The organism is Streptomyces sp. NPDC050619, from assembly GCF_040654815.1.
Classification (GTDB): Bacteria; Actinomycetota; Actinomycetes; order Streptomycetales; family Streptomycetaceae; genus Streptomyces.
Genome location: NZ_JBFAIR010000003.1, coordinates 229,743 through 254,007 on the forward strand (window position 1 = coordinate 229,743; position 24,265 = coordinate 254,007).

The following is a 24,265-nucleotide window of genomic DNA, read 5'->3' on the forward strand; positions in this document are numbered from 1 at the left end:
GCTAGCACCGCAGGTCACCGCACTAACACGAGCGCCGCACACGAGCGCCGCACACGAGCGCCGCACACGAGCGCCGCACACGAGCGCCGCATACCGCGCAGGAAACGGTGAGAACGAACATGACGCAACCCGCCCTGGCCGACGTCCTCCCCCTGACCCCCCTCCAGGAGGGCCTGTTCTTCCACGCGCTGTACGAGGCCGGGCCCGAACAGGGGCAGCCCGCACCGGACGTGTACCTGGTGCAGCTCGTCGTAGAGCTGGAGGGAACGGTGGACGCCGGCCGGCTGCGCGCCGCCGGACAGGCGCTGCTGGAGCGGCACCCGAACCTGCGGGCCGCCTTCCGGCAGCGCCGGGGCGGTCAGCCGGTGCAGGTCGTACCGCGTCAGGTGACGCTGCCGTGGGCCGAAGCCGACCTGAGCACGGCGGACGGGGACCGCGATCTGGAGCAGAGGTGGAGCCGGCTCCTGGAGGAGGACCGCGCCCGCGGCTTCGCCCCCGCCACCCCGCCGTTGCTGCGGTTCACCCTGGTGCGCACCGCTGAGCGGCGGTACCGGCTGGTCATCACCCACCACCACATCCTGCTCGACGGCTGGTCGGTCTCCGTCCTCTTCCGGGAACTCCTCACCCTGTACACGGCGGGCGGCGATCCTGCGTCCCTGCCGCCCGTCCCGCCCTACCGCGCGTTCCTGGACTGGCTGGCCCGGCGGGACCGGCCCGCCGCCGAGGCCGCGTGGCGCGAGGCGCTGGCCGGAGCCACGGAGCCCACGCGGCTGGCGCCGCCGGCCCCGGGCGGCCTCACGTCCGGGGGCCTGGCGCAGGCCAGGACCGAGCTGTCGGCGCAGACCGGCGCGGCGCTCACCGCACGGGCCAGGGAACTCGGCGTCACCGTCAACACCCTCGTCCAGACCGCCTGGGCGATCGTGCTCGGCCGGCTGACCGGACGCGACGACGTCGTCTTCGGCACCACCGTCTCCGGACGCCCGCCCGAACTGCCCGGCGTCGAGTCGATGGTCGGTCTGTTCATCAACACCGTCCCGCTGCGGATCCGGCTGCGCCCCGACGAAGAGCTCGGCGCCGTACTCATCCGGCTCCAGGGCGAGTACGCCCGCCTGCTCGACCACCACCACCTCGGCCTCGCCGACATCCAGCGGGCGGTCGGCACTCCCGAACTCTTCGACACTCTGCTGGTGTTCGAGAGCTACCCCATCGACCCGGCGGCCACGGACGGCGAACCGGCGGATGCCGGTGAGCACGCCGGCGACCGGCTGCGCGTCCGCGGTGCCACCGGCCGGGACGCCACCCACTACCCCGTCACCCTCGTGGCCGTCCCGGGCCCCCGGCCGCGCTTCCGGCTGGCCTACCGACCGGACCTGTTCGACCCCGACTGGGCCGAGGCCACCCTCGCCCGGCTCGTCCGCGTCCTCGACGCCATGGCCACCGCCCCGCAGCTCCCCGTGGGGCGCGTCGACATCACGGCTCCCGAAGAGCGCCGTCGGCTCACCGCCGAGACTGCCGGTGCCACCCCCACCGCCCCGGCCACCCGCACCCTCACCGAACTGTGGGCCGCCCAGGCCGCGGCCACCCCGGACGCCGTGGCCGTGCTGGACCACGGCATCCGGCTGACGTACCGGGAAGCCGACGCCAGGGCGGACCGGCTGGCCCGTCGGCTGACCGCACGCGGCGCGGGCCCCGAGCGACCCGTCGGCATCGCGCTGCCCCGCACGGCGGACCTGGTCGTCGCGCTGCTCGCGGTGCTCAAGGCGGGCGCCGCCTACCTGCCGCTCGACCCCGCCTACCCGGCCGACCGGCTCGCGTACATCGTCGGCGACGCCGACCCGGCCGTCGTCCTCGCTACGACCGCCACCGCCGGGGCCCTGCCTGACGGCACCCCGATGCTCACCCTGGACACTCCCGACACCGACGGCGAACTGGCGGTCCAGCGACCGTTCCTGACGCACGATCACCCCGCCTACGTCATCTACACCTCAGGATCCACCGGACGCCCCAAGGGCGTGGCGGTCACCCACCGCAGTGTGGTCGAACTGGTCGAGTGGGCACACGCCGAGTTCGGCCCCGACCGGCTGGCGAAGGTGCTGTTCTCGACCTCGCTCAACTTCGACGTGTCCGTGTTCGAGATCTTCCCGCCCCTGCTGTGCGGCGGCCGGATCGAGATCGTCGAGAACCTCCTCGCGCTCGTGGAAGAGGATCGGGCGGACGGCTGGGACATCGGCCTGATCAGCGGCGTGCCGTCGGTCGTGGCCACCGTCGTCGCCGCCGACCGGCCCACCGTCTCGCCGTACACCGTCGCGCTGTGTGGAGAGGCCGTCACCGCACAGCTCATCGACGACATCGAGGCCGCCTTCCCCGGCGCGCGGATCGCCAACATCTACGGCCCCACCGAGGCGACCGTCTACGCCACCGCCTGGTACGCCGACCAGAACCCGGACGGCAAGGGCACCCCTCCCATCGGCCGGCCCCTCGCCCGCAACCGGGCGTACGTCCTGGACCAGACACTCCAGCCCGCGCCCGAGGGCGTCGCCGGCGAGCTGTACCTCGCGGGCGGCGGCCTGGCCCGTGGCTACCTGAACCGCCCGGGTCTTACCGGGCAGCGGTTCGTGGCCGATCCGTACGGTGCTCCCGGCGACCGCATGTACCGCACCGGCGACCTCGCCCTGCGCCGCCCCGACGGCCAGTTGGAGTTCGTCGGCCGGGCCGACCACCAGGTCAAGGTCCGCGGCTTCCGGATCGAGCTGGGCGAGATCGAGTCCGTCCTCAGCCGCCACCCCTCCGTCGCCCAGGGCGCCGTCACCGTCCGCGAGGACCAGCCCGGCGACAAGCGGCTGGTGGCGTACGTGGTCCCCGCCGAGCCGCTCGGCGGCACCGACCCGGCCTCCGTCCTGCGCGACCACCTCGCCCACACCCTGCCCGCCTACATGGTCCCCTCCGCGTTCGTGGTCCTGGACGCCCTGCCGCTGACCGCCAACGGCAAGCTGGACCGCAAGGCCCTGCCCGCACCCGGCACCGGCGGCGACACCGGTGGCGGTGCGCCGCGCACCCCGCAGGAGGAGATCCTGTGCGGCCTCTTCGCGGACGTTCTCGGCCTGCCCCGGGTCGGTGTGCACGACGGCTTCTTCGACCTCGGCGGCCACTCTCTCCTCGCCACCCGACTGACCTCCCGTATCCGTTCGGTGCTGGGCGCCGAACTGCCTGTACGCGCCGTCTTCGACACCCCGACGGTCGCCGAACTGGCCCGCCGCCTCACCGTCCGGGCGACCGGCCGCCCCGCCCTGCGCCCGGTCCCCGAGTCCGGGCGGCCGGACGAGGTGCCCCTGTCCTACGCCCAGCGGCGCCTGTGGTTCCTGGACCGGCTGCACGGACCCGGCGCCACCTACAACATCCCGATGGCCGTACGGCTGACCGGCCCGCTCGACGCCGAGGCCCTGGGCGCCGCCCTGCACGATCTGACGGCCCGGCACGACGTCCTGCGCACCACCTTCCCCGACACCGACGGCAGGCCCCGCCAGCGGATCGCCGACCCCGCCGCCGTACCGCTGCCCGCCCTGCCCATCGCCCAGGACGATCTCCCGGACGCGCTGGCCGAAGCGGCCCGGCACGCCTTCGACCTCGCCGCCGAACCGCCGCTGCGTGCCACCCTCTTCGGCCTCGGCCCCCGGGAACACGTCCTCCTGCTCGTCGTCCACCACATCGCCGCCGACGGGTGGTCCTCCGGCCCGCTCGCCCGCGACCTCGGCCTCGCCTACGCCGCCCGGTGCGCGGGACGGGCCCCGCAATGGCCGCCGCTGCCCGTCCAGTACGCCGACTACACGCTGTGGCAGCGCCGGTGGCTCGGCGCCGCCGACGACGAGAACAGCCCGCTGGCCCGCCAACTCGGCTTCTGGCGCGAGGCACTCGACGACCTGCCCGAGGAACTCGACCTGCCCGCCGACCACCGTCGGCCCGCCGAGCCCGGCTCCGCCGGCGGCAGCGTCCCGCTGGAGATCGGACCCGATCTGCACCGCGCCCTGACCGATGTCGCCGTACGCAACCGGGCCACCCTCTTCATGACGGTCCAGGCCGCAGTCGCCGCCCTCCTGCACCGGGTCGGCGCCGGCGACGACATCCCCCTCGGCACCACTATCGCGGGCCGCACCGACGAAGCCCTCGAACCCCTGGTCGGCTTCTTCGTCAACACCCTCGTGCTGCGCACCGACCTCTCCGGCGACCCGACCTTCGCCGAACTGATCGGCCGCGTACGGGACTTCGACCTCGCCGCCTACGAGCACCAGGACGTGCCCTTCGAGCACCTGGTCGACGTACTGGCCCCGGAACGCTCGCTCGCCCGTCACCCCCTCTTCCAGGTCCTGCTCGCCTTCCAGAACACCGCGCGCGCGGACCTGGACCTGCCCGGCGTGGACGTGCGCGGCGAGCGGGTCGACACCGCGACCGCGAAGTTCGACCTCTCCTTCCACTTCCGGGAACGGCGCGGCCCGGACGGCACCCCGCAGGGCATCGACGGCGACCTCGAATACAGCGCCTCCCTGTTCGACCGGGACACCGTCGAGCGACTGGCCCAGCGGCTGGTGCGGATGCTGGCGGAACTCGCGCGGAACCCGTCGCGGCGGGTGGGCGCCGTCGACGTGCTGCTGCCGGGGGAGCGGGAGCGGCTGCTGTCCCTGTCCCGGGGCGAGGAGACGGACCCGACGCCGGGGTCCTTGCACGGGCTGGTGGAGGCCCAGGCGCTGCGTACCCCGGACGCCTGCGCGGTGGTGTGTGGTGGGGCGGAGGTGTCGTACGCCGATCTGGTCGCGCGTGCCGAGCGGCTGGCGCGGGTGCTGGCCGGGCGCGGGGCGGGACCGGAGCGGGTGGTGGCGGTGGCCGTGCCGCGGTCGGTGGACGCGGTGGTGGCGCTGCTGGCCGTGCTGAAGGCCGGCGCGGCCTATGTGCCGGTGGACCCGGCGTACCCGGCGGAGCGGATCGCGTTCATGCTGGCGGACGCCCGACCGGTCTGCGTCGTCACGGCACCCGGGGTGGAGCTGCCCGCGACGGACGTGCCACGGGTGGAGGTCGGCGCGGACGCGGACGCGGTGGCCGACGTGGAGCCGCACCCCGGTAGCGACCCGCGTTCCGCCGCGTACGTGATCTACACATCGGGGTCGACCGGTCAGCCCAAGGGCGTCGTCGTCGCGCACGCGAACGCGGTCAACCTGGTCCGCTGGGCGGTGGCGGAGTTCGGCCCCGCGGCCCTGGCGCGGGTGCTGTGCTCGACGTCGCTGACCTTCGACGTGTCGGTGTTCGAGCTGTTCGCGCCGCTCGCCTGCGGCGGCCGGGTGGAGCTCGTGCCCGACGCGCTGGCGCTGGCCGAGCGGGATCCGGCACCGGGCGGGGCGGGCCTGGTCAGCGGGGTGCCGTCGGCGCTGGCGGCCGTGGTGTCGGCCGGGCGGCTGCCGCGGGGCGTGGGCACGGTCGTGCTGGCCGGTGAGGCACTGCCGGGGACACTCGTGGCCGATGTCCTGGCCGCCGCGCCGCAGGCGCGGGTGGTGAACGCCTACGGGCCGACGGAGTCGACCGTCTACGCGACGGTCTGGTCGACGCGGGACCCGGTGGCGGGCCTCCCGCCGATCGGCCGGCCGGTGGCGAACACGCGGGCGTACGTCCTGGACGCGGGGCTGCGGCTGGTGCCGCCGGGCGTGGTGGGCGAGCTGTACCTGGCGGGCGCCGGACCGGCGCGCGGTTATCTGCGCCGACCGGGACTGACGGCCGGCCGGTTCGTCGCCGACCCGTACGGCGCTCGGGGTGACCGGATGTACCGCACCGGCGACCTGGTGCGCTGGTCGGCCGCCGGGCAGCTGGAATACGTCGGCCGCGCCGACGACCAGGTCAAGGTCCGCGGCTTCCGCATCGAACTCGGCGAGATCGAGGCGGTGCTGTCCCGGCACCCGTCCGTGGCGCGGTCCGCCGTGGTGGTCCGGGACGGAAAACTGGTCGGACACGTCGTGCCGCACAACGCCGCCGACCCGGCCGCCCTGCGCCGCCACGTCGCCGCGTCCTTGCCCGACTACATGGTGCCGACAGCCCTCTTCGTCCTCGACCGGCTGCCGCTGACCGCGAACGGCAAGCTGGACCGCAAGGCCCTGCCCGCCCCCGGGATCCCCGCGGGCGGCGCGAAGCAGGCGCCGCGCACCCCGCAGGAGGAGATCCTGCGCGACCTGTTCGCCGACGTCCTCGGCGTCTCCGCGGACCAAGTGGGCGTGGACGACGGCTTCTTCGACCTCGGCGGCGACAGCATCGTGATCCTCCAGCTCGTCAGCCGCGCGCGGACCGCGGGGCTGGTGATCGGCGCGCGCGACGTCTTCGTCCACCGCACCGTCGCCGAACTGGCCGCCGCCGCCCGCGAGAAGACGGCGCCGACGGCCGAGGACGACGGCGTGGGACCGCTGCCCGCCACGCCCGTGATGCACTGGCTGGCCGAACGCGACACGCCCTACGGGGAGTTCTGCCAGGCCGTGGTCCTGCGGGCCCCGTCCGACGCGGACCTGCCCCGGCTCACCCGTGCCGTACAGGCCCTGCTCGACCATCACGACGTACTACGGCTGCGCGTCGCACCCGGACTGATCGCGGAGGTCGCGCCGCGCGGAACCGTTCAGGCCGGAGACCGCCTGCGGCGCATATCGGCGGGCGGCCTGCCCGACGAGGAGTGGCTGAGCCTGCTGGACGCCGAGGCCCGCGCGGCCCGGTCCCGGATGGACGTCGCGGCCGGGCGGCTGGTGGACGTGGTCTGGTTCGACCGGGGGCACGGCGAGCCCGGACGTCTGCTGGTGACCGTGCATCACCTGGCGGTGGACGGCGTGTCGTGGCGGATCCTCACCGAGGACCTGACGGCGGTGTGGCGCGGTGACCAGCCCATGCCGGTCGCCGTCTCCTACCGGCGCTGGGCGCGAGTGCTCGCCGAGGAGGCGCTCACGCCCGCGCGGGCGGCCGAACTGGACCTGTGGCGCGGCATGCTCGACCGGCCCGATCCGCTGCTGGGCAACCGGCCGCTCGACCCGGAGCGGGACACGGCCGGCACGGCCCGCAACGTCACGCTGTCCCTGCCGCCCGACCTGACCGACCTGCTGCTGACGACGGTTCCGGCGGCCTTCCACGCCCGGGTCAACGAGGTGCTGCTCGCGGGTCTGGCGCTGGCCGTCGACCGATGGCGGGAGCGACGGGGAGGCGACACCGGCGCGGGCGTCCTGGTGAACGTGGAGGGCCACGGCCGCGAGGAGATCGCGGACGACCTCGACCTGGCGCGCACGGTGGGCTGGTTCACCGCCATCCACCCCGTACGGCTAGAGGTGACCGGACGTACCGCAAGCCAGACGGTGACCGAGGCCAAGGAACGACTGCGGACGTTGCCCGACAACGGGATCGGCTACGGCCTCCTGCGCTACCTTAGCCCCGAGACGCGTCCCCTCCTCGGCCAACTCCCCGTCCCGCAGATCGTGTTCAACTACCTCGGCCACTTCCGGACGCCGGCCTCCTCCGGCGACTGGTCCTACGCCCCCGAACGCCCCGCCCTCACCGGCGGCGACGCCGGGCTCGCCCTCGCCCACACCCTGGAACTCAACGCCGCCGTCTGGCACACCGAGAACGGTCCACGCCTGGACGCCGGGTGGACCTGGGCCGACGGAGTGCTCACCGAGGCGGAGGTGCGTGAGCTGGGCGAACTGTGGCAGCTGGCGCTGGAGGAGTTGGCCGCGGTCCCCGAGGGTGAGGCGGGCTGCTACGCGCCGTCGGATTTCCCGCTGGTCTCGGTCAGCCAGGAGGAGATCGACGCCTGGGACACCCCGCAGACCCCCCTCGACGAGGTGCTGCCGCTGTCGCCCTTGCAGGAGGGCCTGTTGTTCCATGCCCTGTACGACACACAGGGGCCGGACGTATACGCGGTGCGGCTGGTGCTGGAACTCGAAGGGGAGGTCGACGCGGCACGGTTGCGGGCGGCCGGTGAGGCGCTCCTGGAGCGGCATGCCAACCTGCGGGCCTCCTTCCAGCAGCGCGAGGGCGGGCGCCCGGTACAGCTCGTGAGGCGCCGTGTGACCCTGCCGTGGCGCGAGGCCGACCTGTCCGCACTCGGCGCCGAGGAACGCGAAACCGCCTGGGCGCGGCTGCTGGCGGAGGAAGAGACTCGGCGTTTCGACCTCGCCGCCGCGCCGTTGGTGCGATGCGTGCTGGTGCGGTGGGCGCCGGGCCGGTTCCGCCTGATCCTGACGCACCATCACATTCTGTTGGACGGCTGGTCGACGCCGCTCCTGGTGGGCGACCTGCTGGCCCTGTACGCGGGCGCAGAGCTGCCTCAAGTCGTCCCGTACCGCGACTACTTGGCGTGGCTGTCCCGGCAGGACCGTACCGCCGCCGAGACCGCCTGGCGGTCCGCGCTCGACGGCCTGGCGGAGCCGACCCGCCTCGCCCCCGCCGACAACACGGCGCCCGGGTCCGCACGGCCCGAACGGCTCACCGCGGACCTCCCCGAGGAGGTGACCGGCGCCCTCACCGACCTCGCACGCCGCCACGGCGTCACCCTCAACACCGTCGTCCAGGCCGCCTGGGCGTTGCTGCTCGCCCAGCAGACCGGGCGCGCCGATGTCGTGTTCGGTACGACGGTCGCCGGACGGCCGCCCGAGCTGCCGGGGTCGGAGTCCATGGTCGGGCTCTTCATCAACACCGTCCCCGTCCGCGTGCGGCTCGACCCGGCCGAGCCCCTGGAGACACTGCTGGGCCGGGTGCGCGACGAGCAGGCCGAGCTGATGCCGTATCACCACCTCGGACTCGCCGACATCCAACGCGCGGCCGGACTTGGCGAGTTGTTCGACACCACGGTGGTGTTCGAGAACTACCCGGTCGACCCGGTGTCCGCCGCCGACCGTGACGAGGACGTCCGGCTGGTGGCCGGCGAGACCCGGGACGCCACGCACTACGCCCTGACGCTCGTGGCCCTGCCCGGCGATCGGCTGCGCTTCCGCCTCGACCACCGGCCGGACCTCATCGGCCGGGGCGAGGCACAGCGGATCGCCGCCCGCCTGGTCCGCCTGCTGGAGAAGCTCGCGACCGACGACCCCTCGGTCCCGGTCGGGCGCGTCGACACCCTGGAGCCCGCCGAACGGCGGCGCCTGCTCACCGAGTGGAACGGCACGAAGCCCGCCGAAGGGCCGTCGGCCACCCTGCCCGAACTGTTCGCCCGCCAGGCGGCCCGGACCCCCGCCGCCACGGCCGTGGTGCACGACGGGACCAGCCTGTCGTACGCCGAACTCGACGCACGCGCGAACCGCCTCGCCCATCTGCTGGCCGCCCGGGGCGCCGGCCCAGAACGCCTCGTGGCGCTCGCGCTGCCGCGCTCGGCGGACCTGGTCGTCGCGGTCCTCGCCGTCCTGAAGACCGGGGCCGCGTACGTCCCGCTGGACCCGGAGTACCCGGCGGACCGGCTGGCCTTCATGCTTGCCGACGCCCGGCCCGCCCTCCTCGTCACCAGCGCCGACAGCGCCTCGGGCCTGCCCGCGCACGACGTCCCCCGCCTCCTCCTGGACGCCGAGGAAACCGCCGCCGCACTGCGCGCGTGCCCCGACACCGATCCCCGCCCGAAGCTCACCCCCGACCACACCGCGTACGTCATCTACACCTCCGGCTCGACCGGACGCCCCAAGGGCGTGTGCGTGCCGCACGGCAACGTGGTGCGGCTGTTCGACGCCACCCGCCACTGGTTCGGCTTCGGCCAGGACGACGTGTGGACGCTGTTCCACTCCTACGCCTTCGACTTCTCCGTCTGGGAGTTGTGGGGCGCGCTGCTGCACGGCGGCAGGCTGGTCGTGGTCCCCTTCGCCGTCAGCCGCGAACCCGGCGCGTTCCTGCGGCTGCTCGTCGACGAGCGGGTCACCGTCCTCAACCAGACGCCCACCGCCTTCGGTCAACTGCTGCACGCCGACGCCGAGTCGCCCGACCTGGGCCGGCGACTCGCCCTGCGCTACGTGATCTTCGGCGGCGAGGCCCTGGACTTCCGCAAGGTCGCCGACTGGTACACGCGCCACCCGCAGGACGCCCCTGTCCTGGTGAACATGTACGGCATCACTGAGACCACCGTCCATGTCACCCACCTGCCGCTGACCACGGACCGGGCCCGCGGCCAGGACACGAGCCGCATCGGCCGGCCCATCCCCGACCTGCGGCTGTACGTCCTCGACCCGGCGCTGCGACTCGTGCCGCCCGGCACGGTCGGGGAGCTCTACGTCGCCGGTGCCGGTCTGGCCCGCGGCTATCTGAACCGGCCGGGGCTGAGCGCCGGACGGTTCGTGGCGGATCCGTTCGGCGGGCCGGGGGAGCGGGTGTACCGCACCGGTGACCTGGTGCGGTGGTCGGCGGACGGCGAGCTGGAGTACGTGGGCCGGGCGGACGACCAGGTGAAGATCCGCGGCTTCCGCATCGAACTCGGCGAGGTGGAGGCGGCGGTCGCCGGCCACCCGGACGTGGCGGAGGCTGCCGTCCTCGCGCGGGACGGGCGGCTGGTGGCGTACGCGGTACCGCGCGGCGGTGCCGAGCCCGACCCCGCCGAACCCCGCCGTCACGCCGACCCCGCCGAACTCCGCCGTCACACGGCCGCCGTCCTGCCGGACCACATGGTCCCGGCCGCGGTCGTGCTCCTGGACCGGCTGCCACTGACCGCGAACGGCAAGCTCGACCACAAGGCGCTGCCCGCCCCCGACTTCGCCCCCACCGCCGCCTCGCGCGCCCCCCGGACCCCGCGCGAGGAGACCCTCTGCGCCCTGTTCGCACAGGTGCTCGGCGTGACCCGGGTCGGCATCGACGACAGCTTCTTCGAGCTCGGCGGCGACAGCATCGTCTCCATCCAGCTGGCCGGCCGGGCCCGGGCGGCCGGACTGGCCGTCTCCCCGCGCGACATCTTCGAACACCGCACCCCGGCCCGGCTGGCGGCCGCCGCCCAGGACCTCACCGCCCCGGCCGCGCAACCCGACGACGGCACCGGACCGGCCGAGCCGACCCCGATCATGCACTGGCTGCGCGGCCTCGGCGGCCCTGTCGGCCCCTACCACCAGGCCATGCTGCTCCAGGCTCCCGCCGACGCGGACCTGGCCCGCATCCTGGTCGCCGTACAGGCCCTGCTCGACCACCACGACGCGCTGCGGATCCGCCTGCTGCCCGACTGGACCCTCGACGTGGCCCCGCCCGGCACCGCATGCGCCGACGACGTCGTACGCCGGATCGACGGCACCGACCGGCACCCGGTCGCCGCGACGAGGGTGACCGAGGAGGCGCGGAAAGCCGCCGGACGGCTGGACCCGGAGGCCGGAGTCATGGTCCAGGCGGTGTGGTTCGACCGGGGTCGGGACGAGCCCGGACGTCTGCTGCTCACCGTGCACCACCTGGCGGTGGACGGCGTGTCGTGGCGGATCCTCACCGAGGACCTGGCGGCGGTGTGGCACGGTGACCGGCCCGCGCCGGTGGCCACCTCCTTCCGGCGGTGGACGCGCCTGCTCGCCGAGGAGGCCCGCACACCCTCGCGGACGGCCGAGCTGGACATATGGCGCGGCATGCTCGACGGCCGGACCGAGCCGCTGCTGGGCGACCGCGCGCTGAATCCCGCTCACGACACCGTCGCCACCGCCGAGGCCGTCACCGTCACGGTGCCGGCCGGCCCGCTGCTGACGACGGTTCCGGCGGCCTTCCACGCCCGGGTCAACGAGGTGCTGCTCGCGGGTCTGGCCCTGGCCGTCGAACGGTGGCGGCAGCGACGGGGACAGGACACCGGAGCCGGCGTCCTGGTCGACGTCGAGGGACACGGCCGCGAGGAGATCGCCGAGGGCGTCGATCTGTCCCGCACGGTGGGCTGGTTCACCAGCCTGTACCCGGTACGGCTGGACGCCGAGGCCCACCCCGCCCGTACGGTCCGGCGCGTCAAGGAGCGGCTCCGGACGCTGCCCGACAGCGGCATCGGGTACGGCCTGCTGCGCCACCTCAACCCCGGGACCGGCCCCGTCCTGGCCCAACTCCCCGTCCCACAGATCGCGTTCAACTACCTCGGCCGCTTCGCAAGCGGCACGCCGGGCGATACGGCGGCCCACTGGACGCCCGCCCCGGAGACCGGCCCCCTCGGCGGCGGCTCCGACCCGGCCGCGCCACTCGCCCACGTCGTGGAGATCAACGCCTGGACCCTGGACGGCACCGACGGGCCCACCCTCACGGCCCAGCTGTCGTGGGCCGGCCGGCTCCTCGCCGAGGCGGAGGTGCGTGAGCTGGGCGAGCTGTGGCGGCTGGCGCTGGAGGAACTGGCCACGGTGGCCGACGACGAGGCGGGCGGGCATTCGCCGTCCGACTTCCCGCTGGTGTCGGTGACCCAGGAGGAGATCGACGCGTGGGGTGCCCCGCAGGCCCGGCTGGACGACGTACTGCCGCTGTCGCCGTTGCAGGAGGGCTTGCTGTTCCATGCCCTGTACGACACGCAGGGGCCGGATGTGTACGCGGTGCGGCTGGTGCTGGAACTCGAAGGCGAGGTGGACGCGGCACGCTTGCGGGCGGCCGGTCAGGCGCTCCTGGAACGGCACGCCAACCTGCGGGCCTCCTTCCGGCAGCGCGAGGGCGGGCGCCCCGTCCAGGTGATCCGCAGTCAGGTGTCATTGCCCTGGCGCGAGGTGGACCTTTCCGACCTCACCGGGGACGCCCGGGACGCGGCCTGGACCGGATGGCTCGACGAGGAACAGCGCCACCGCTTCGACCCGGCCGAGCCGCCGCTGCTGCGCTGCACGCTGGTGCGATGGGCGCCGGGCAGCTTCCGGCTCGTGCTGACCCACCATCACATCCTGCTGGACGGCTGGTCGACGCCGCTCCTGGTGGGCGACCTGCTCGCGCTGTACGCGGGCGGAGAGCTGCCTCAAGTCGCGCCGTACCGCGACTACTTGGCGTGGCTGTCCCGGCAGGACCGTACCGCCGCCGAGACCGCCTGGCGGGCCGCGCTCGACGGCCTGGAGGAGCCGACCCGCCTCGCCCCCGCCGACAACGCGGCGCTCGCGTCCCTGCGGCCCGAACGGGTCACCGTGGACCTGCCGGAGGAACTGACCGACGCCCTGACCGACCTCGCCCGCCGGCGTGGGGTCACCCTCAACACCGTCGTCCAGTCCGCCTGGGCGTTGCTGCTCGCCCAGCAGACCGGGCGCGCCGATGTCGTGTTCGGTACGACGGTCGCCGGACGGCCGCCCGAGCTGCCGGGGTCGGAGTCCATGGTCGGGCTGTTCATCAACACCGTCCCCGTCCGCGTGACGCTGGATCCGGCCGAGCCCCTGGAGGCCCTGCTGCACCGGCTCCAGGACGAGCAGCTGCGCCTGATGCCCCACCAGTACCTGGGCCTGAACGAGATCCAGCGACTGGCCGCACTCGGTGAACTCTTCGACACCGCCATGGTGTTCGAGAACTACCCCGTCGACCCGGAGTCCTTCGCCGATCGCGGCGAGGACGTCCGGCTCGTGGGGGCCCGGACCCACGACGCGACGCACTACGCGCTCGCCCTCACCGTGCTCCCCGGCCGCCGGCTGACGCTCCGGCTCGACCACCGCCCCGACGCGCTCACGGCGGCCGAGGCGGGGCGCGCCGCCGCCCGGCTCGCCCGGCTGCTGGAATCGCTCGTCACCGATCCGGCCCTGCCCGCCGGACGGCTGCACGTCCTCGACGCCGACGAACTGCGGCGGATCGAGGAGTGGAACGCGACCTCGCGCGAGACGCCGAGGGCGTCGCTTGCGGAGCTGCTGCGCGAGCAGGCCGCACGGACACCGGACGCGCCGGCCGTCACCGACGGGACACGCGAGCTGTCGTACGCCGAACTCGACGCGCACGCCGAACGGTTGGCGCGGGTGCTGGCCGGGCGGGGCATCGGTCCCGGGGACGTGGTGGCCGTACGGCTGCCGCGTTCGGTGGACCGGGTGGTGGGCGTGCTCGCGGTGGCGCTGGCGGGCGCCGCCTTCCTGCCGGTGGATCCCGAACTGCCCGACGAGCGCATCGACTTCATGCTGGCCGACGCCCGGCCGGCACATGTACTGACGGACGCGGCACCGGACGGCGACCCGGGCGAGCTGCCCACCGCCCACGACCCCGCACAGGCCGCCTACGTCATCTACACCTCCGGCTCGACGGGCCGGCCCAAGGGTGTGGTCGTAGAGAACCGAGGACTGGCCGACCTGGCGGCCACACAGCTCGAGCGGCTCGAACTCGGCCCCGGCGCACGGGTGCTGCAGTTCTCGTCGCCCGGATTCGACGCGTCCGTCTTCGAGCTGCTGATGGCCCTCGCCTCGGGCGGGACGCTGGTGGTGCCCGCGCCGGGACCGCTCGTCGGGGAGGCACTGGAGCGGGCGTTGACCGACGGGCGGATCACGCACGCGGTGATCCCGCCCGCGGCGCTGGCGACACTCGCGGCGGGCGCGTTCCCGCAGCTGCGGTCGCTGATGGTGGCCGGCGAGGCCTGCCCGGGCGAGCTGGTGGCGCGATGGGCGCCGGGCCGGAGCATGGCGAACGGCTACGGACCGACGGAGACGACGGTCTGCGCGAGCATCAGCGTGCCGCTGACCGGCGACCGGACCCCGCCGATCGGACGCCCGATCGTGAACACCCGGGCACATGTGCTGGACGCCTGGCTGCGGCCCGTTCCCATCGGCGTGGTGGGCGAGTTGTACATCGCCGGTGCCGGTGTGGCCCGTGGCTATCTGAACCGGCCAGGGCTGAGCGCCGGACGCTTCGTGGCGGATCCGTTCGGCGGGCCGGGGGAGCGGGTGTACCGCACCGGTGACCTGGTGCGGTGGTCGGCGGACGGCGAGCTGGAGTACGTGGGCCGGGCGGACGACCAGGTGAAGATCCGCGGCTTCCGGGTCGAACTCGGGGAAATCGAGGCGGTGTTGTCCCGGCATCCGTCGGTGGCGCAGTCCGCCGTGGTGCTGCGGGACGGCAAGCTGATCGGATACGTCGTGCCCCACGGCACCGCCGACCCGGCCGCCCTGCGCGGTCACGTCGCCGCGTCACTGCCGGACTACATGGTGCCCACGGCCGTCGTCGCCCTGGACGCCCTTCCGCTGACGCCCAACCGCAAAGTCGACCGCAAGGCGCTCCCCGCACCCTCGCCGGTGGCCGCCACGGGCCGGCCCCCGCACACCGACCGGGAGAAGCTCCTGCGCGACCTGTTCGCCGGCGTCCTCGGCATCCCGGCGGACCAGGTCGGCACGGACGACGGCTTCTTCGACCTCGGCGGCGACAGCATCGTCTCCATCCAACTCGTCGGCCGGGCCCGGGCCGCCGGCCTGGAACTGACTCCACGCGATGTCTTCCAGCACCGCACCGTCGCCCGGCTCGCCACCGTGGCCCGCCTCCCCGAGGAGACCGCACCGGCGGACGACGCCACCGGACCCGTGCCCCTCACCCCGGTGATGCGGTGGGTGGCGGAACACGGCGGCCCGCTCGGCGGATTCCGCCAGTCCCTGCTGCTGAACACCCCGGCCGGTGCCGACCTGCCGCGCCTGACCGCCGTACTGCGGACCCTCCTCGACCGCCACGACTCCCTCCGCCTGCGCGCCGAGGACGGCTGGCCGGCCCTGGAGGTCCTGCCGCCCGGCTCCGTCCCGGCCGCGGACGTCGTACGGCGGGTCGACGCGGGCCCGACGGCGGCGCCGTCCGACGAGGAGTGGACGGCGCTGCTGCGCGACGAGGCGGCCGACGCCAAGGCGGCCGTGGACGCGGCGGCCGGACGGCCGCTCGGCGCGGTGTGGTTCGACCGCGGGCCCGACCGCCCCGGACGGCTCCTCCTGGTCCTGCACCACCTCGCGGTGGACGGCGTGTCCTGGCGGATCCTGACGGCGGACCTGGCCCAGGCGTGGCAGGCGGCCGAGGAGGGCCGTGACCCGCGACTGCCGCCCGTCGGTACCCCGCTGCGTCGCTGGGCCCGGCTGCTCGACACCGAGGCCCACGAGCCGTCGCGGATCGCGGAGGCCCGGGTGTGGCGGGACCTGCTGCAAGCCCCCGAACCGCTCCTCGGCACCCGGCCGCTCGACCCCGCACGGGACACCAACGCCACCGCCGGCCTGGTCACCCTGTCCCTGCCGCCCGCCCTGGCCGCGCCGCTGCTGACCGCCGTGCCCGCCGCATGCGGGGCACGGGTGAACGAAGTGCTGCTCGCCGCCCTCGCCCAGGCCGTCGAGCGATGGCGCGAACGGCATGGCCAGGGCACCGGCTCCGGTGTGCTCGTCACCGTCGAGAACCACGGCCGGGAGGAGCAACTGGCCGACGGCACCGACCTGTCCCGTACGACGGGCTGGTTCACCGTCGTCCATCCGATACGGCTCCACGGGGCGGGCCTCGACCCCGTCGCGGCCGTCCGGGAGACCGCCGAACGGCTGCGCGCGCTGCCGGACCACGGCATCGGATACGGCCTGCTCCGCCACCTGAACCCCGAGACCGGCCACGAGTTGGCCCAACTACCGGCCCCGCAGATCGCGTTCAACTACCTGGGCCGCGTGGACGCAGCCGACGGGACGTCCGACTGGGGGCGCGCGCCCGAGGCGGACACACTGCCCACCGCCACGGACGGGGCACTGCCGCTCACCCACACACTCGGCGTCAACGCCGTGGTGTGGGACACCGAGGACGGGCCCCGCCTGGACACCGGCTGGTCGTGGCCCGCCGGCGTACTGACCGAGACGGACGTGCGGCAACTGGGCGAACTGTGGCGCCAGGCACTGGAAGCGCTCGTCGCCCGGTCCACGAGCGCCGTAGCACCGGCCGCCACGGACTCCCCGCGCCCGCAAGGCGGCCTCCTCGACGTGCTGCTGCCGCTGCGCCCGAAGGGAAACCGCGCACCGCTGTTCTGCTTCCCGCCGGTCTCCGGACTGGGCTGGACCTTCACCGGACTGACCCGGCATCTGGACACCGAGCGGCCCCTGTACGCCTTCCAGTCACCCGGCCTCGCCGGGCAGGAGCGCCCGGCCCAGAGCCTCGCCGCACTGGTCGCGGACTGTCTGACCCGGCTCCGCGAGGTCCAGCCGCACGGCCCGTACCACCTGCTCGGCTGGTCGATGGGAGGCCTGGTCGCCCATGGCGTCGCCACCGCCCTCCAGGCCGACGGCGAGGAAGTCCCCCTGCTGGCGATGCTCGACTCCTTCCCGGAGCACTCGCGCGCGGGCCGGAAACCGAACGGCACCGATCGGCAGGCCGCCTTCTACGACCTGCTGGGCATCCTCGGCCGCGACACCGGGCCCCGGGACACGACGGACGGCACGCTGACCGAGGCCCGTTTCCTCGAACTGGTCCGCCGGGTGCCCGACCTGCCCGCCAGCCTCGACGACGAGGAACTGCTGACCCTCGTGGACGTCACCGCCCGCAACCGCCGCCTGATCGAGGAGTTCGCTCCGCGTTCGTACCGGGGTGATCTTCTGTTCTTCACCGCCGCACAGGATCCGGACGCGGGCGCGTACACGTACACCTCATGGCGACCGTACGTGGACGGACGGATCGACAACCACGACATCCCCTGCACGCACGACGAGATGACCCGGCCCGACTCCCTCACCCGGATCGGACCGGTGCTCGCGACACGCCTCGCCGAGACCGCCGACTTCCCAACCGTAAACATCCGCCAGTGAAGCCCCGACCGTGAGGAGCCGGACATGACCACCAACCCCTTCGACGACGACAGCCTGGAGCACTACGTCCTGGTGAACGACGAGGGCCAGCACTCACTGTGGCCCGCCTTCGCCGAGGTCCCGGCCGGATGGACCGTCGTCCACGGCCGCGCGAGCCGCCAGGCCTGTGTGGAGTACGTGGACGAGCACTGGACCGACATGCGTCCCAAGAGCCTGATCCGGGCCATGGGTGAGTAGCGGAACACGAGGTAGCGGAACACGAGGTAGCGGAACACGAGGTAGCGGAACACGAGGTAGCGGAACACGAGAGGGAAACGCGATGACCACGCGGCGGACGATCGCCCCGGACGAGCTCGACACACTGAACCTGGCCGATCCGCGGCTGCACGCCGAAAACGACCTGTCCGCCGTGTGGCGCCACCTGAGGCGGCACGACCCGGTCCACTGGAACCCGCCGACCGGCTCGGCCCCCGGCTTCTGGGCGGTGACCCGGCACGCCGACGTCACCTCCGTGTACCGCGACAGCACCCGCTTCACCTCCGAGGGTGGCAACGTCCTGGAGACCCTGCTCGCCGGCGGCGACTCCGCGGCCGGCCGCATGCTCGCGATCACCGACGGGGAGCGGCACACCGGGCTGCGCCGCATCCTGATGTCCGCCTTCACGCCAAGGGCCCTGGAACCGATCGTCGCGAGCGTGCGGCGCACGGTGGAACGGCTGCTGCGGGACGCGATCGAGAAGGGCGACTGCGACTTCGCCGCCGACGTGGCGGCGGGGATCCCGCTCGGCGCCATCTGCGACCTGCTCGGCGTGCCCGACAGCGACCGGGCCCACGTGCTCAGCCTGACCTCGTCGGCGCTGGGCTCGCACGAGGCGGACAGTACGGCGGCCGACACGTGGATCGCCAAGAGCGAGATCCTGCTCTACTTCGCGGGCCTCGCCCGCGACCGGCGCGAGGGCCCTCACGCGGACGTCATCGCGCTCCTCGCGGGCAGCCGCGTGAACGGGCTGCCGCTCGACGACGACGAGATCATGCTCAACTGCTACAGCCTGATCCTCGGCGGCGACGAGACCGCCCGGCTGTCCATGGTCGGCGCCGCCCTCGCCCTCCTGGACCACCCCGACCAGTGGCAGGCGCTCAAACGGGGCGACGCCGGAATCGACACCGCCGTCGAGGAGATGCTCCGCTGGACGACCCCCGCCCTGCACTCGGGACGCACCGCGACCACCGACACCGAGGTCGGGGGCCGCCCGATCGCCGCCGGGGACATCGTCACCGTGTGGAACGCCTCCGCCAACCACGACGAACTGGTCTTCGACGCCCCGGACCGACTGCGCCTGGACCGCACCCCCAACCGGCACATCACCTTCGCCCACGGCCCGCACTTCTGCCTCGGCGCCTACCTGGCGCGGGCCGAGATCGGGGCCGTACTGGCGGGACTGCGCGACCAGGTGGCGGAGATGGAGCGGACCGGCCCGGCGCGGCCCGTCTACTCCAACTTCCTCAGCGGGATCAGCTCACTGCCGTTGGCGCTGAAGAGCGCGTGACGCGGGGACGCGGCGGGGGGAGGCGTCGATCGGCTAACGGCGGTGCCGGCGCACGTGCCGCGACCGTCGGCGTACGAGTCGGCGCAGCCATCGCAGGGGACGCACCTCGGAGCCGGCGGTCCGGGGCGGTGCGTGTCGAGCGGTGAGCGGCGCGTAGGGCACGGGGGTGCGGACGCCGTCCGCTTCCATGACACAGACGGGGAGGTCCCGGGCCTCTTTCGGCCGGTCGAGGCGGACCGTGAAGGGATGCGGCGGATCGCCGGGCAGTTCCGCCGCCAGTACCGTGACGTCCTTGCCGCGCCTCTTGTGCGAGGCGACCACTTTGCCGTCGACGAGGAGCTCGACCGCGGCTGATGGCGCGCCCGTCTGCACCGTGACCGAATGGCCGTCCCGGTCGAGGTGAAAGCGCTGGCCGCGGGTCATGGGACACCTCCCGATCCGGTCATTTCGAGGGAATCAGCCTGTCTTCCACCCCCACCGAGTGTCGATCCGCTCCCACTCCTCGGCCCACTGCGCCATACGCCGTCGGTCCAGCTGCAGACGTACCACCCAGGCGGCGCCCAGGGTCGCCCCGCCCGCACCCATCGCCGCCAGCACGCCTCCCGAGATCGCGTGCAGCCTGGTCTCCGCGGCGCTCAGGGGCTTGGTCGTGATGTTGTCGTTCCGGTCCGTCCACACGGTGACCGTGCTGCCGGCCCGGGTCTTGGCGGGCACCCGCGCCTTGTCCGTGTGCGTCGTGCCGTCCGGGGCGGTCCAGCGGACCTTGGCCGACACCCGGTAATCGGTCGGCACCCGCTCGGACACCCGGTCCTTCGCGTCCTCGACCAGGACGGCCGAGACCTCGCGACCGTGCGCCCGCTGTTGTTCCGCTGCCCGCTCCACCGCGGCCGCCGTCGCCTGGCCCGCGATCAGGGCACCCACCAGGGCGAACAGCCACCCGGCGAGCACGATCCAGGCTTCGATGACGTCGCTGCGCCGCCTCAGCGGGCTACGCCGCCACCGCCACAACCGCACCCTCGTACGCCGTGACGCCGCCATCGGCCGACACCCCCTTGTGAGCACCGACAGCACATCTCCAGTGTGCGCCCGACGACGGCGTCGCGTATGTTTCCCGTCAATGTCCTGGCCGGAGCACCGCACGTGTACGACGCTGGGGCAGGGAGATGCTCAGCGGATGGGAGCCGGTCGAGCGTGCTCGTGACCTGGCGGTCGCGGAGCAGGTGAAGGCCGGGCCGGGCGGGCGGGCGCAAGGGGGCACGCGCCTGCTGGGCGTGATCACCGCCTCGCACCTCCCGCACGAGCTCCTCGGCGCGTCGGGCGCGCTGACCGCCCCGTGACCGCCAGGGCGTGCCAAGCGCGCGCCATGCGGCCTGAGAGATGAGTACACAGCGGGCCGCGATGAGGAAAGGGAATCGACGTCTCCCTGGTCATCGCCGCGAAGAAGGCCCGCCCCTCGCGCGTCTGCGACGTGGTGCTCCACCGGTGGTCCGGAAAGCGGGCGAGTAAACCATGCACGAGTTCACGCCCGAGGCCCTGGCGCTGCCAGGTTTCGAGGACCCAGACATCCAGGATCCGCCCCGTCCGGCACGCCACGCAGGTGCGGAAGCGCAGCCGCCCGATGAGCGTGTCCGGCCCCTCCAACAGCACTAACTCGGTCGCGGAGTCCCGACCCGAAGCAGTGATTCCGTTCATGTGCGGCTCGCCCCTCAGTACCACCACCGCTGCGTCTTCGGAGCGGCAACCCTGAGAACACTATGGCGAACCTGTGGCGGATCCGTGAAGTCAACTCCAACTCGTGGTCAAGACCCGCACAGGCCGCCCAAGCCCCATTGCCCGCCATCTCTGGGTACTCGTACGTCCACGAACCGACGACCGGCGGGGACGGGAGGACGGCACACATGCGCACAGCCTTCCCGCCCCACGCGCTGCACGACTACGCGCTGCTGGCCGACGGCGAGCGCGGCGCGCTGATCGGACCCGACGGCGCCATCGGCTGGCTGTGCTCGCCCACCTGGCACGACGAATCGGTCTTCGCCACCCTCGTCGGCGGCGCCGGCGTCTACGCCGTCACCCCTGCAGTCCGGCACGTCTTCGGCGGCTACTACGAGGAAGGCACGCTGATCTGGCGCAGCCGGTGGGTCACCGACGACGGCATCGTGGAGTGCCGGGAGACCCTGGCCTTCCCGGGCGAGCCCGACCGTCTCGTCCTGCTGCGGCAGCTGCGGGCCGTCGACGGACCCGCCCGGTTCTCCGTCGTCCTCGACCCGCACGGAGGCTACGGCGGCGAGCCGGTCACCTCCGTCCGGCACGGCGACGACGGGGTGTGGGAGCTGCGCACCGGCAACCACCGCCTGCGCTGGCAGGGCGGCCCGCACGCCGTGGCCGCCGATCAGGGTCTGACCGCCGACATCGTGCTCAAGCCCGGCGAGCGGCACGACCTGGTCCTGGAGTGCGCCGCCTGCGCACTGCCCCGCGAGCTCCCGCGCGCCGAACAGGCCTGGGCCGCCACCGAGGCCGCCTGGCGGCGGGCGGTGCCCCCGCTCGAGAACACCGTCGCCGTGGGGGACGCGCGCCGGGCGTACGCCGTGCTGCGCGGCCTGACCACGCACGAGGGCGGCATGGTCGCGTCCGCCACCACCAGCCTGCCCGAGCGTGCCGAGGAAGGCCGCAACTACGACTACCGGTACGTGTGGATCCGCGACCAGAGCTTCGCCGGGCAGGCCGCGGCCGCCGCCGGTGCCTACGACCTCCTGGACGCCGCCGTCGGCTTCGTCGCCGCCCGGCTGCACACCGACGGGCCCCGGCTGGCCCCCGCCTACACCGTGCACGGCAGCCCCGTCCCCGATCAGCGCGACCTCGAACTGCCCGGCTACCCGGGCGGCTTCGACCGCGTCGGCAACCAGGTGCGCGAACAGTTCCAGCTCGACTGCTTCGGCGAGGCGCTGCTGCTGTTCGCCGCCGCCGCGCGCCTTGGGCGGCTCGACGAGCACCACTGGCAAGCGGTCGACCTCGCCGTGCGCGCGATCGGCGAACGCTGGCGTGAACCGGACGCCGGCATCTGGGAGTTGAACAGCCGGCTGTGGACCCACAGCAGGCTCATCTGCGTCGCCGGCCTGCGGGCCGTGGCCGACGCCGCGCCCCGCCGCCCGCCGGCGCTGACCTGCACCCGCCTGGCCGACATGATCCTCGGCGCCACCGCGCGCAGCAGCGTGCACCCCGACGGACACTGGCAGCGCACCCCCGACGATCCGGCGGTGGACGCCGCCCTGTTGCTGCCCGCCGTGCGCGGCGCGCTGTCCGCCGGTGACGTGCGCACCCGCGCCACGCTCGCCGCCTGCCGCCGGGAACTGGCCGAGGACTACCTCATCTACCGCTTCCGGCACGACGACCGCCCGCTGGAGGACGCCGAGGGCGCCTTCCTGCTGTGCGGGTTCGTCATGGCGCTCGCCGAACACCAGCAGGGCCGGACCGTCGAGGCGTACCGCTGGTTCGAACGCAACCGCGGCGCCTGCGGCGCATCGGGCCTGTACGCCGAGGAGTTCGACCTCGCCCAGCGCCAACTGCGCGGCAACCTCCCGCAGGCCTTCGTGCACGCCCTGCTCCTGGAGACGGCGGCACGCCTCGGCGACTGACCCCTCCGGCTCCGGGTACTGGCGCGCGCATGGCGGTGGATTGCTGCGCTGGGCGACGACGACCGAACACAAGACGATCGGCGACCTCTACCTGGCGACCGCCTTCTCCTTCTTCCTGTTCGGCGGTGTCCTCGCGCTGCTGATGCGGGCCGAACTCGCCCGTCCTGGGCTCCAGTTGTTCAGCACGCAGTAGTACAACCAGCTGTTCACGATCCACGGCACGGTCATGATGCTGCTGTTCGCCGGGTCCGCCAACGCGGTCATGCCGTTGCAGATCGGCGCCCCGGACGTCGCGTTCCCCAGACTCAACGCGCTGTCGTAGCTCAACAGCGCGGTCCGCAGCCCCGGCGCGGGCGGTGACCTGTGGACCATGGGCCTGGTGGTGACCGGAGTCAGCACCACGCTCGGCGCGGTCAACCTCATCACCAGGGCGAGCAGCAGCCCGGGGAGCAGCAGGATGTGCAGGGAGTACAGGCGCGGGACCATGTCGTGCCCGGGGAACTCGCCGCCGAAGGCGAACATGCTGAGGTACGTCCCCGCCACCGGGATCGACAGCATGATGCCCTGCGCGATCCTCAGGCCCGTGCCCGACAACAGGTCGTCCGGCAGGGAGTAGCCCGCGAAGCCCTCGGCGAGCGCCAGCGTGAACAGCGTCACCCCGATCACCCAGTTGACCTCGCGGGGCCGGCGGAACGCGCCCGTGAAGAAGACCCGCAGCAGATGCGCGCCGATCGCGGCGAGGAACACCAGCGCGGCCCAGTGGTGGAGCTGCCGGATCAGCAGACCGCCGCGCACGTCGAAGCCGATGTGCAGCGTCGAGCGGTACGCCTGAGACATGCGCACCCCGGCCGGCGGACGGTAGGAGCCGTCGTAGACGACCTCCGTCATGGACGGGTGGAAGAACAGCGTCACCGGCAGCCGGCCGTCCACCCAGTCGGCGGTGCGCTCCGTCGCGTTTCGGGCCCGGGCGCCGGCCCGGGCCCTTCTCCTTCTCAGCAGCGCCGCGCACGGGTGCCCTGGCGCCCGTGCCGGAAACAGCTACGTGCGATCACCCTTCGGCTTGCCCCGCTGATCAGGGGTGCCGTGCGGCGGCGGGCTGAAGGGCTGCGACGCGGTCGTGGGCGACACCGGGGAGCCGGTGTGGCCCTCGGCCTGTTCCGGGCGCAGCGCGCCGGGGTCCCCGGACGTCGGCTCGGCACCCGCCTCCAACTGCTCCAGGCGTGCCGTCAGCACTTCGGTCACCGGGCGGCGGTCGGCGTGCGTCCGCTCGTACGCCAGCAGCTCCTCGACCTCCGGCGCGGTCAGCGACCGCACGCGGCTCTCCAGGCCGCCGATCGGCAGGTGGTCGTAGTCGGGCAGCGGCAGGGCGGTGCGACCGGAGTCGGCCATGGCTCTCACTTCCCTCTGTTCGATGGTCCCGTCTGCGGTGGTCC

At 73.7% G+C, this 24,265-nt stretch carries 9 protein-coding genes and 2 pseudogenes; 6 read left to right on the plus strand and 5 right to left on the minus strand.

Going from position 1 to position 24,265, the window contains the following annotated elements:
- Positions 1-119 precede the first annotated feature (119 nt).
- The 3 genes from AB0I77_RS07060 (at position 120) to AB0I77_RS07070 (ending at position 19,200) form a co-directional block, all read left to right on the plus strand.
- Positions 120-17,654: an amino acid adenylation domain-containing protein gene (locus AB0I77_RS07060; protein WP_363281354.1), complete on the plus strand. Its 17,535-nt coding sequence runs from the start codon at positions 120-122 to the stop codon at positions 17,652-17,654.
- 24 nt (positions 17,655-17,678) lie between these two features.
- Positions 17,679-17,891 carry an MbtH family protein gene (locus AB0I77_RS07065; RefSeq protein WP_363281355.1) on the plus strand — a complete coding sequence of 71 codons (213 nt, stop codon included), beginning with the start codon at positions 17,679-17,681 and terminating at the stop codon, positions 17,889-17,891.
- Between the two features lie 82 nt (positions 17,892-17,973).
- Positions 17,974-19,200: a cytochrome P450 gene (locus AB0I77_RS07070; RefSeq protein ID WP_363281356.1), complete on the plus strand. Its 1,227-nt coding sequence runs from the start codon at positions 17,974-17,976 to the stop codon at positions 19,198-19,200.
- Positions 19,201-19,233: 33 nt separating this feature from the next.
- Here AB0I77_RS07070 and AB0I77_RS07075 read toward each other — a convergent pair whose 3' ends face one another.
- Positions 19,234-19,623: a hypothetical protein gene (locus AB0I77_RS07075; RefSeq protein WP_363281357.1), complete on the minus strand. Its 390-nt coding sequence runs from the start codon at positions 19,621-19,623 to the stop codon at positions 19,234-19,236.
- 33 nt (positions 19,624-19,656) lie between these two features.
- Positions 19,657-20,238 (minus strand): hypothetical protein, encoded by a 582-nt coding sequence (locus AB0I77_RS07080; RefSeq protein WP_363281358.1) that lies wholly within the window; start codon positions 20,236-20,238, stop codon positions 19,657-19,659.
- 125 nt (positions 20,239-20,363) lie between these two features.
- Between AB0I77_RS07080 and AB0I77_RS07085 the strand changes: the two genes are divergently transcribed.
- On the plus strand, positions 20,364-20,537 hold the full coding sequence (locus AB0I77_RS07085; protein ID WP_363281608.1) for a hypothetical protein: 174 nt from the start codon (positions 20,364-20,366) through the stop codon (positions 20,535-20,537).
- Here AB0I77_RS07085 and AB0I77_RS07090 read toward each other — a convergent pair.
- Positions 20,476-20,892, minus strand: a complete 417-nt coding sequence (locus AB0I77_RS07090; RefSeq protein ID WP_363281359.1) for a GNAT family N-acetyltransferase — start codon at positions 20,890-20,892, stop codon at positions 20,476-20,478. The two genes, AB0I77_RS07085 and AB0I77_RS07090, sit on opposite strands and share 62 nt — an antisense overlap.
- A 206-nt stretch (positions 20,893-21,098) precedes the next feature.
- Between AB0I77_RS07090 and AB0I77_RS07095 the strand changes: the two genes are divergently transcribed.
- Entirely contained in the window at positions 21,099-22,832 is a 1,734-nt protein-coding gene (locus AB0I77_RS07095; RefSeq protein WP_363281360.1) for a glycoside hydrolase family 15 protein, read from the plus strand.
- A gap of 40 nt (positions 22,833-22,872) precedes the next feature.
- Positions 22,873-23,256 (plus strand): annotated as a pseudogene (locus AB0I77_RS07100) (cbb3-type cytochrome c oxidase subunit I); the annotation flags it as partial.
- Here AB0I77_RS07100 and AB0I77_RS07105 read toward each other — a convergent pair.
- A pseudogene (locus AB0I77_RS07105) lies at positions 23,256-23,828 on the minus strand (cytochrome b); the annotation flags it as partial. The pseudogenes AB0I77_RS07100 and AB0I77_RS07105 sit on opposite strands and share 1 nt — an antisense overlap.
- 42 nt (positions 23,829-23,870) lie before the next feature.
- Positions 23,871-24,221, minus strand: a complete 351-nt coding sequence (locus AB0I77_RS07110; protein ID WP_363281361.1) for a hypothetical protein — start codon at positions 24,219-24,221, stop codon at positions 23,871-23,873.
- Positions 24,222-24,265: the final 44 nt, after the last annotated feature.